Source organism: Oryzihumus sp., from assembly GCF_036391795.1.
In the GTDB taxonomy this organism is placed as follows: domain Bacteria; phylum Actinomycetota; class Actinomycetes; order Actinomycetales; family Dermatophilaceae; genus Oryzihumus.
On sequence record NZ_DASVZH010000244.1, the window covers coordinates 1 to 8,785 of the forward strand.

General features: G+C 73.5%; 9 protein-coding genes. 2 read left to right on the plus strand and 7 right to left on the minus strand.

Annotation, left to right across the window (positions count from 1 at the left end):
* The 5 genes from VF825_RS15065 to VF825_RS15085 all read right to left on the minus strand — a co-directional run.
* A partial coding sequence (locus tag VF825_RS15065) for a hypothetical protein (RefSeq protein ID WP_414695877.1) occupies window positions 1-476 on the minus strand: 476 nt, incomplete at its 3' end.
* Entirely contained in the window at window positions 473-1,744 is a 1,272-nt protein-coding gene (locus VF825_RS15070) for a DUF58 domain-containing protein (protein ID WP_331114747.1), read from the minus strand. The genes VF825_RS15065 and VF825_RS15070, both read right to left, overlap by 4 nt.
* A 50-nt stretch (window positions 1,745-1,794) precedes the next feature.
* Window positions 1,795-2,772 (minus strand): MoxR family ATPase, encoded by a 978-nt coding sequence (locus VF825_RS15075; protein WP_331114749.1) that lies wholly within the window; start codon window positions 2,770-2,772, stop codon window positions 1,795-1,797.
* Complete coding sequence (locus VF825_RS15080) at window positions 2,769-3,257, minus strand: hypothetical protein (protein ID WP_331114751.1); 489 nt, start codon at window positions 3,255-3,257, stop codon at window positions 2,769-2,771. The genes VF825_RS15075 and VF825_RS15080 overlap by 4 nt, the downstream gene beginning before the upstream one ends.
* A complete protein-coding gene (locus VF825_RS15085) occupies window positions 3,254-3,967 on the minus strand; it encodes a DUF4129 domain-containing protein (RefSeq protein ID WP_331114753.1) in 714 nt (237 codons plus the stop codon). The genes VF825_RS15080 and VF825_RS15085 overlap by 4 nt, the downstream gene beginning before the upstream one ends.
* Before the next feature lie 101 nt (window positions 3,968-4,068).
* On the opposite strand from VF825_RS15085, the gene VF825_RS15090 reads away from it, so the two are divergent.
* Window positions 4,069-4,683, plus strand: coding sequence for a hypothetical protein (locus VF825_RS15090; protein ID WP_331114755.1), 615 nt, complete (start codon window positions 4,069-4,071; stop codon window positions 4,681-4,683).
* 60 nt (window positions 4,684-4,743) lie between these two features.
* Here VF825_RS15090 and valS read toward each other — a convergent pair whose 3' ends face one another.
* Both valS and VF825_RS15100 read right to left on the minus strand, forming a co-directional pair.
* Window positions 4,744-7,353, minus strand: coding sequence for a valine--tRNA ligase (gene valS / locus VF825_RS15095; protein ID WP_331114757.1), 2,610 nt, complete (start codon window positions 7,351-7,353; stop codon window positions 4,744-4,746).
* 78 nt (window positions 7,354-7,431) lie between these two features.
* Entirely contained in the window at window positions 7,432-7,980 is a 549-nt protein-coding gene (locus VF825_RS15100; RefSeq protein WP_331114759.1) for a S8 family serine peptidase, read from the minus strand.
* A 354-nt stretch (window positions 7,981-8,334) separates the two neighbouring features.
* Here VF825_RS15100 and VF825_RS15105 point away from each other — a divergent pair, with 354 nt between their 5' ends.
* Entirely contained in the window at window positions 8,335-8,541 is a 207-nt protein-coding gene (locus VF825_RS15105) for a WXG100 family type VII secretion target (RefSeq protein ID WP_331114761.1), read from the plus strand.
* Window positions 8,542-8,785: the final 244 nt, after the last annotated feature.

The window sequence follows — 8,785 nt, forward strand, 5'->3', positions numbered from 1 at the left end:
ACCCGGCCCTCGGGGTGGATCGCGGCCCCGGCCCGGGCCAGGCCCCACACGCCGGCGGTCAGCAGGCCCACCGTCGCCAGGCGCAGGGTCCAGCGACGCAGGAGCGCCCGCGGGAGCCGGCCGGAGGACGGCACGGTGGCGGCCAGTGCGCCCGCGCCGTGGCCGGCCAGCACCACCCACGCGGCGGGCAGCGCCCACCAGCCCGTCGGGTCGCTCACGCGGGCCGCCCAGAACCAGCCAAGGACGGCGAGCACCACCAGCGCGAGGTGCGAGTCCGGTTCGGCGGCGGACGCGAGCGCCAGGACCACCACGCAGATCGTGACCGGCCCGGACCACGAGGCGCCGGCGGCGTGCGCCACGGCGAGGAAGAGCACCGGCGCCAGCACGACCACGAGCCGCAGCAGGGCCTGCTGGCGGGTGAGGGCGCCGAGGTCGGCCAGGAGCGCGCGCAGCGCCGGGGGCAGCGAGACGTTCACCGCTGCGCCATCCGGGGTGCGGCAGCGCGCCGGGTGACGTCGCGCAGTACCTGGTCGAGACTGCCCGGACCCTGCCAGGCGACCACCGGCACCCCCACGGCCTGCACGCGCTCGAGCTCGCGGCGACGCTCCAGCAGCCGCACCCGCCAGGCGATCCCGGCAAACGGCTCCTTCGGGTCGTCCCCGGTCAGGCCGTCGGGCAGGGCGTCGATGACGATGACGGTCAGGCCGCGACGGGCCAGGGTGACGGCGTGGCTGAGCGCCACCGGTGACACCAGGGGCGAGAGCAGCACCACCACGGTGCCGGCCGAGACTCCGGTCAGGGCGTGGCGGGGGTCGTCCTCGAGCCTGGACGCGACCTCGATCGAGGCCAGCGCGTCCAGCACCCGGCGCAGGTGGTGCTTGCCCGTGGCCACCGGTACGCGGGTCGTGCCGGTCGAGCCGAGGACCCGCAGGCTCACCCGGTCGCCGCGGTGCAGGTAGTGCTCGGCCATGGCGCCGGCCGCGCGAACCGTGGTGTCCAGGCTGCTCGCCGCGCCGTCCAGTCCCTCGCTGGGGCCCAGGTCGTTGAGCGCGTCCACGATCAGGAGCACGTGGCTGTCCTGGTCGGCCCAGCTCGACGTCACGTGCAGGCTGCCGGTGCGCAACGACACCGGCCAGTGGATGCGGCGCAGCCGGTCGCCGAGCTGGAACGGCCGGATGCTGGCGAACTCGCTGCCGTCGCCGGGACGGCTCGAGCGGTTGAGCCCCACCAGGCCGTTGGGGTGCGGCATCGGCGCGGCGGCGTCGAAGTGCGTGGGCACGGGCAGGGTGCTCAGCGCCACCGGCTCCACCTCGTGCGCACCCCAGCGGAACGCACCCCAGGCGCTGTGGGCCACCACCACGGCCGGCCCGAGCGTGCGCCGGCCCCAGCGGGTCGACCGCACGGCCAGGGTGAGCGCCAGGGCCTCGGGCGGCTGCGGGCCGGAGGCCGCCACGGTGACCGTCCGGGTGGGCGGGTCCACCTGTTGGAAGTCGCCGGCGGCGAGCTTGGCGCTCGCCTGCTCCAACCCCGGCACCGGGTCAACGGAGGCCGTCCAGCGCACGGCCTCGCCCTCGCGCACCGTCCGCGGTGCCACGCGGGCATCGACCTGCGGTGCCGTGCCGGGGCGGGACACCGCCGACCAGAGCGCGACGACCAGCAGCGGGGCAGCGAGGACGAGCAGGTCGGGCCGGCGCAGCCAGGTGGCTGTCAGGGCCAGGGCGGCGCCCCCGACGCACGCGCGCAAGTGAGCGCTGGTGGGACGCCACGGAACCGGTGGCGGGGGAGTGGGCACGGTCAGCGGATCCGTTCCGCCTCGCGTGCCGCGGGTGTCGCCACGGTGTTCAGCACGCTGCCGACGACGCTGGTGCCGGAGGCGTTGCTCATCCACAGCTCCGGCTTGATGGTGACCCGGTGCGCGAGCACCGGGAGGGCGACGGCCTTGACGTCCTCGGGGGTGACGTAGTCGCGGCCGTGCACCACGGCATACGCGCGGGCGGTGAGCATCAACGCGAGGGCGCCACGCGGGGAGGACCCGACCAGGACGTGCCGGTGCGTGCGCGTGGCGGAGGCGAGCGCGACGCAGTAGTCGTGGATGGTGTCGTCGACGGTGACTGTCTCGACCGCGGCCTGCATCCCGCGCAGCCCGACGGCGTCGGTCACCGCGCGCAGGGTCTGCTCCTCGTGCTGGCGGCTGACCCGGCGGCGCAGCACCTGGGCCTCCTCCTCCGCGGTGGGGTAGCCGAAGCTGACCCGCATGAGGAACCGGTCGAGCTGGGCCTCCGGCAACGGGTAGGTGCCCTCGTACTCCACGGGGTTGGCCGTCGCGAGCACGTGGAAGGGGGCCTCCAGCAGGAAGGTCTGGCCCTCGACCGTGACCTGCCGCTCCTGCATCGCCTCCAGCAGCGCGGCCTGGGTCTTGGGCGGGGTGCGGTTGATCTCGTCAGCCAGCAGCAGCCCGGTGAACAGCGGGCCCTGGCGGAAGACGAAGTCGCCGGCGCGCTGGTCGAAGACGAACGACCCGGTCAGGTCCGCCGGCAGCAGGTCCGGGGTGAACTGCGCCCGCTTGAAGTCGAGCCCGAGCGTCTGGGCGAAGGAGCGGGCCGCCAGCGTCTTGCCCAGGCCCGGGTAGTCCTCGAGCAGCACGTGGCCCCCGGCCAGGACGGCGCTGAGGACGAGGGTGAGCGCGTCGCGCTTGCCGACGACGGCGGTCTCGACCTCGTCGAGGACCTGCGCCGCGAGGCGCGAGACGGTGGTCAGGTCGGGCGTGGTCACAGTGACTCGATTCGGGTCAGGATGGTGGACAGGTAGCGGGGGTCGGCGCTGGCCCGGGCCGGCGGCGGGTCGCTGACGAAGGACAGCAGCTCCTCACCCAGCAGCTGGCGGGCGGCCTGCGGGTGCTGGTGCCGGTCGACGCCGTAGCGGGTGTCGAGCCGGTCGTCGACGAGCTCGACCAGCAGCGGGTGCAGGTCGCGGGTGAACGTCTCGGGGTGGCCGGTGTCCTGCAGCAGGTGCAGCAGCCGGCGCACGCGCACGTCGTCGCCGCGGACCCGGTGGTAGGGCTGGTAGCCCGCGTCCCACCCGACCATCTCGGCCTGCGACGCCAGGTCGGACACCAGCCAGGTCACCGCCGAGACGGCGAGCAGGCCCGCGCCCAGCAGCAGTGGGCGGGGGCGGGAGCCGATGAGGGCGGCGACGACGCACAGCACCAGCCAGAGCACCGTGGTGACGCCGATCCGCTTGACCCACAACCGGTTCATGGCGCAGCCCCGGGGGCGGAGCTGACCACGTCACGACGGCGGGACAGGTCCTCGTGCAGGGTCGTCAGCGCCGTGGTGGCGCGGGCCCGGGCGTCCTCGCCGAGGTCGTGCGCGGAGAAGCGGGCCTCGCGGAAGAGCGCCGAGAGCGTGGCGATCGCCCGCGGGTCCACGGCGTGCGCCTCGATCACCCGCGCCGTGAACTCCGCGGAGGTCTCGGCGGGGGAGCGGGGCAGGCCGGCAGCGCTCGCGGTCTCCTCCAGGGCGACCCAGCAGGCGACGATCGCGTTGCGCGGCGAGCCGTGCGCCAGGCCGGCGAGCTGCGCCGAGGCGGTGGCGGTCAGGGCCTCCTGGACGTCGGGGACCGGCTCGAAGGCGGGCACCACGGGGGCGGCGAGGCGCACCCGGTCACGGTCGCGCCACATCTGCCACAGGGCCCAGAGGACGAGCAGGGCCGCGACGACGACCACCACGGTGAACACCAGCGCGAACCCCTCCCAGAACGAGCCGAGGTCGTGCGCCGCCCTTGCCTGAGCGGTGGTCGCCGTGGTGGTGGGGCTGGCCGTCGGTGTCGGCCGCGGGGTCGGTTGCCCCCGCGGGAGGTCCGCGGTCGGGGTGCTCAGCGCGGAGACCGACCCGGACGCGGACACCCAGGCCAGGAGGGCGAAGCCCAGCGCCGCGCCCCCGATGGCCACTCCCCGCGTGCGGTCCATGCGGCGCACGCTACAACGGGATCGCGGCCGTGAGCCCCACCGTTGTCATTCCGCAACGCGTCGAGGTGTGACGTCACGGCAGCGGTGCAAGGGTGAGGGCCATGACGACGGCGTGGACCCTGCACCGTGGCGACCCGGCCCCCGTCCAGCAGAGCCCCGTCACGTGCGGCTCCGCCGCCCTCACCGTGGCGCGGATGCTGGCCGACCCGGTCTTCGCCGCGTGGGTGCTGACCGGTGGCACCGGACCCGGGAGTGGCGGTTTCGACGCGCCCGCGCTCGCCCGGTTCGCCGCGCAGGAACGCGCCACGATGGGCCGCACCAACAGCCCGGTCGCCGCAGGCGGGGCCCTGAACCTGCCCTGGCCGACCTGCCTGGGCACCCCGCCGTGGGGCGCGCGGGCCGAGCTCCAGGAGCGCACGCACAGCAGGTATGCCGTGTCGCAGCTGAGGTGGGCCGGCGGCGGTGGCCGCCGCGCGGCATACCGGCGCCTGTGCTCGAGGGTGACCACGGCACGGCCGGCGCTGCTCTACGTCGGCAACGCGTGGCTGCCGCGGCACATCACGCTGGTCCTCCCGCCGGAGGGCGACGCGCGGCTGACGGTCTACGAGCCGGCGACCGGGACGGTGCTCGCGCTGCCCGAGGGCGAGCTCGTCGGAGGCCGGCTCGGGCTCGGCGGCTGGGACGAGCCGTGGCTGCTGGTGGAGCCGGCCGGCTGAGACGTGCGGCAGGCCCCGACCCGGGAGCGGGTCAGGGCCTGACGGCAGGGCGGCGGTCGGTCAGTCCTTGACGACCGGCACCAGGGTCACCTCGCGCACCTCGAGCGCCCCGGCGTCGGCGAAGCCGATCTCGGCCGTGATCTTACCGGCGGCGCGCAGGTCGTCGAGGCCGGCGCGCACCCGCTCGAGCTCGGCGGCGGGCCCGGCCAGCGTCATCGCGCTGACCTCGGCCCGCATGCCGACCTTGGCCTCGGACTTGGCCTTGCGCACGCCCGCGAGGGCGGCGCCGACGGCACCCAGGACCGTCGGATCCGCTTGCGCCGCAGCGGTCTTGACGTCATCGGCCTCCGGCCACGGGGTGCGGTGGATCGAGCCGTCGTGCCACCACGACCAGACCTCCTCGGTGGCGTAGGGCAGGAACGGCGCGAGCAGGCGCAGCAGCACGTCGAGCGCGATGCGCAGCGCGGCGCGAGCCGAGGCGGCGGCCTCCTCGCCGCGGGCGCCGTAGGCCCGGTCCTTGACCAGCTCGAGGTAGTCGTCGCAGAACGTCCAGAAGAACGCCTCGGTGACCTCCAGCGCGCGGGTGTGGTCGTAGGCCTCGAAGCCGCTGGTGGCCTTGTCCACCACGTCGGCCAGACCGGCGAGCATCGCCGCGTCGAGCAGGTTGGTCACCGCGGCCGCGAGGTCGCCCTCGACATCGCCGAAGGACAGGGCGAACTTGCTGGCGTTGAGCACCTTGATCGCCAGGCGCCGGCCGACCTTCATCTGGCCGGTGTCGTAGGCCGCGTCGGTGCCCAGCCGGGCCGAGGCCGCCCAGTAGCGCACCGCGTCGGCGCCGTGCTGGGTGACGATCCCCTCGGGGGTCTCGGCGTTGCCCTTGGACTTGGACATCTTCTTGCGGTCGGGGTCCAGGATCCAGCCGCTGATGGCCGCGTGCTTCCACGGCAGCGAGTCGTGCTCCAGGTGGGCGCGCACCACCGTGGCGAACAGCCAGGTGCGGATGATGTCCTGGCCCTGCGGGCGCAGGTCCATCGGGAAGATCTTGGTGAACAGCTCGCGGTCACCGCGCCAGCCGGCCGCGATCTGCGGGGTCAGCGAGGAGATGGCCCAGGTGTCCATCACGTCCGGGTCGCCGGTGAAGCCGCCCGGCTGGTCGCGCTGGGACTCCTCGTAGCCCGCCGGCACGTCCGCGTAGGGGTCGACCGGGAGCTGGTCCTCCGACGGGGTGATCGGGTGGTCGAAGTCGACCTCAGCGTTCGCGTCGATCGGGTACCACAGCGGGATGGCCACGCCGAAGAAGCGCTGCCGGCTGATCAGCCAGTCACCGTTGAGGCCGCCCACCCAGTTCTCGTAGCGGGTGCGCATGAACGGCGGGTGGAACTCGAGCTCGCGGCCGCGGTCGAGGAGCGCAGCACGGAGGTCCTCGTCGCGGCCGCCGTTGCGGATGTACCACTGGCGGGAGGTGACGATCTCCAGCGGCTTGTCGCCCTTCTCGAAGAAGTTCGCCTTGCGCTGGGTGGCGGTCGGCTCGCCGTCGAGGTCGCCGCTCTCGCGCAGCGCGTCGACGATGGTCGTGCGCGCCGAGAACGTCGTCTTGCCGGCGAGGTCGTCGAAGAGCTTCTTGCCCTGCGCCGAGGTCACCCACTCCGGGGTCTCGTGCTGGATCCGCCCATTGCGCTGGATGACCGAGCGCGTCGGCAGCTGCAGCTCGCGCCACCACTGGACGTCGGTGAGGTCACCGAAGGTGCAGCACATGGCGATGCCGGCGCCCTTGTCGGGCTCGGCGGCGGGGTGCGCCAGCACCGGCACCTCGACCCCGAACAGGGGTGAGGTGACCGTGGTGCCGAACAACCCGGCATACCGCTCGTCGTCGGGGTGGGCGATGAGCGCGACCACGGCGGGGATGAGCTCGGGGCGGGTGGTCTCGATGTAGACCTTCTCGCCGTCGGGGCGGTGGAACGCCACCCGGTGGAAGTGGCCGGGGTAGTCACGGGCCTCAAGTTCGGCCTGGGCCACCGCGGTCTGAAACGTCACGTCCCACAGCCCCGGCGCCTCGGCCTGGTAGGCCTCCCCGCGGGCGAGGTTGCGCAGGAACGCCTGCTGTGCCACGGCACGCGAGCGGCCGTCGATGGTGCGGTAGCTGATGTCCCAGTCGACGGACAGGCCCAGCGTGCGCCACAGGTGCTCGAAGGTCTTCTCGTCCTCGACCGTGAGCACGTCGCACAGCTCGATGAAGTTGCGCCGGCTGATCGGCTTCTGGTCGGCCGCCTTGACGCTCTTGCCCTCGGCGCCCTGCAAGGGCGGGACGAAGCCCTCCTCGTAGGGCAGCGAGGCGTCACCGCGCACGCCGTAGTAGTTCTGCACCCGGCGCTCGGTGGGCAGGCCGTTGTCGTCCCAGCCCATCGGGTAGAACACCTCGAAGCCGGCCATCCGCTTGTAGCGGGCGATGCAGTCGGTGTGGGTGTAGGAGAACACGTGGCCGACGTGCAGCGAGCCGCTCGCCGTGGGCGGCGGGGTGTCGATGGAGTAGATCTCCTCGCGGGACCTGCCGCGGTCGAAGGTGTAGGTGCCCTGCTCGCTCCATACCTGCGCCCACTTCTCCTCGAGGCCGTCGATGGACGGCTTCTCCGGGATGGTCACGGCGCGCGGGGCGTGGGCAGGGTTGGTCATGCGTCGAATCCTCCCAGATGCCCTGTGCGGGACACGAACCGGTTTGTCGCGGACCAGCAGGTATGCCGTGAGCCCGCCTCAGGTCGCCGGGCCGGTGGCGCCGGGCCGGCGTCGGCCGGCGGGCCGTCGACGACGCCGCGGCTGGGCGAGCATGCCGCCCAGCACCAGGGCCAGGAGGGCGCTGACGCCGCCGAGGCACCACCACAGGGCAGCAGTGCGTTGCGGGGCGAGCGGGTCGCTGACCTTGCGCAGGTCCAGCGGCTTGGCCCGGGGGGTGGCCACGGGGTGGGCGGTGCTGCCCGGGGCGACGGGTCCGGCCAGGCTGTCGTCCATCACGGCGGTCAGGGCCTCGTAGGGCTGCACCAGCCCCCAGCCGGCCCGGTCGTCGCGCCCGTCGCGGCGTTCGCGGGAGGCGGTCACCTCGAGCCGGTGCTTCCAGTCGGCAGGGGTTGCGTGCGGGACCTGTTGGGGCAGCAGGGCCGCCGACGCCGAGACGTAGGCGGTGGCGAAGCTGGTCGACTCGCCCTCGGCGCTGATGAGGCAGTCACCGACGCCAGTAGGTGGGTCCGGTTGCCGGCGGAGGCAACCACGAGCGCCCCTCGGGCGGTCGCGTGCCGCACGCGTCACGCAGCCGGGCGTCGTCGGTGGGGGTGCTCATCGAGACGTTGATGACCTCACCGCGGAGGACAAGAGCGACGGGGTGAGCTGTCCCGGCGGCTATCGCGAGGCAGTCGCGGTCTCGGCGGCCGACCTCGTCGACTCCGTCGCAGACGACGCGGTCCACGGGCCGCACGTCGACCTGTCCGCGTCGGGCACCAACATCCTCACCGGGTCGAGCAGAGTCAGGTCGAAGATCTGCCGAGGACTAGTCCGTATGGGCTAGTCTGCTCGCGGGCTCGTTCCGACGGGGCTGAGGCAAGTGCATGCCACGCGACAAGACACGTCACGCGACCCGGGGGGCACGTAACAGGGGAGGCAAGCATGGCCGGTGAAGTCTCAGTTGCCGATGTTTCAATTGACCGGGGCGCCAAGATCATCTCCGACACCCGCGACCAGCCGAGCTCCGAGCTGAGCGCGTTGCGCGGCAAGCTCGCCGCCATCGCGCATTGGGAGGGCGCAGGCTCGACGAGCTTCCAGTCCGCGATGAACCGCTGGGACGAGGACTCCGCAAGATCATCGACGCGCTGAACCGCTTCGAGGCCAACCGACGCTCGTCGACGGGGAGGACCCCTACGCCAGCGACAAGCCGACTGGTTGAGCACCAGCGGTCGACAAGGAGGGACGCACGTGACCCGGAAGCCTCGCCGCCGCCTGACGGTCGCCGCTATCGCAGCCGTGGCGCTCGTCATGGCCGCTGCGACAGCTGCCGCTGCCGCGACGCCGGGTCAGGGGCTCACGGCGGCGCAGGCGACCACGGCAGCACCTGCGGACA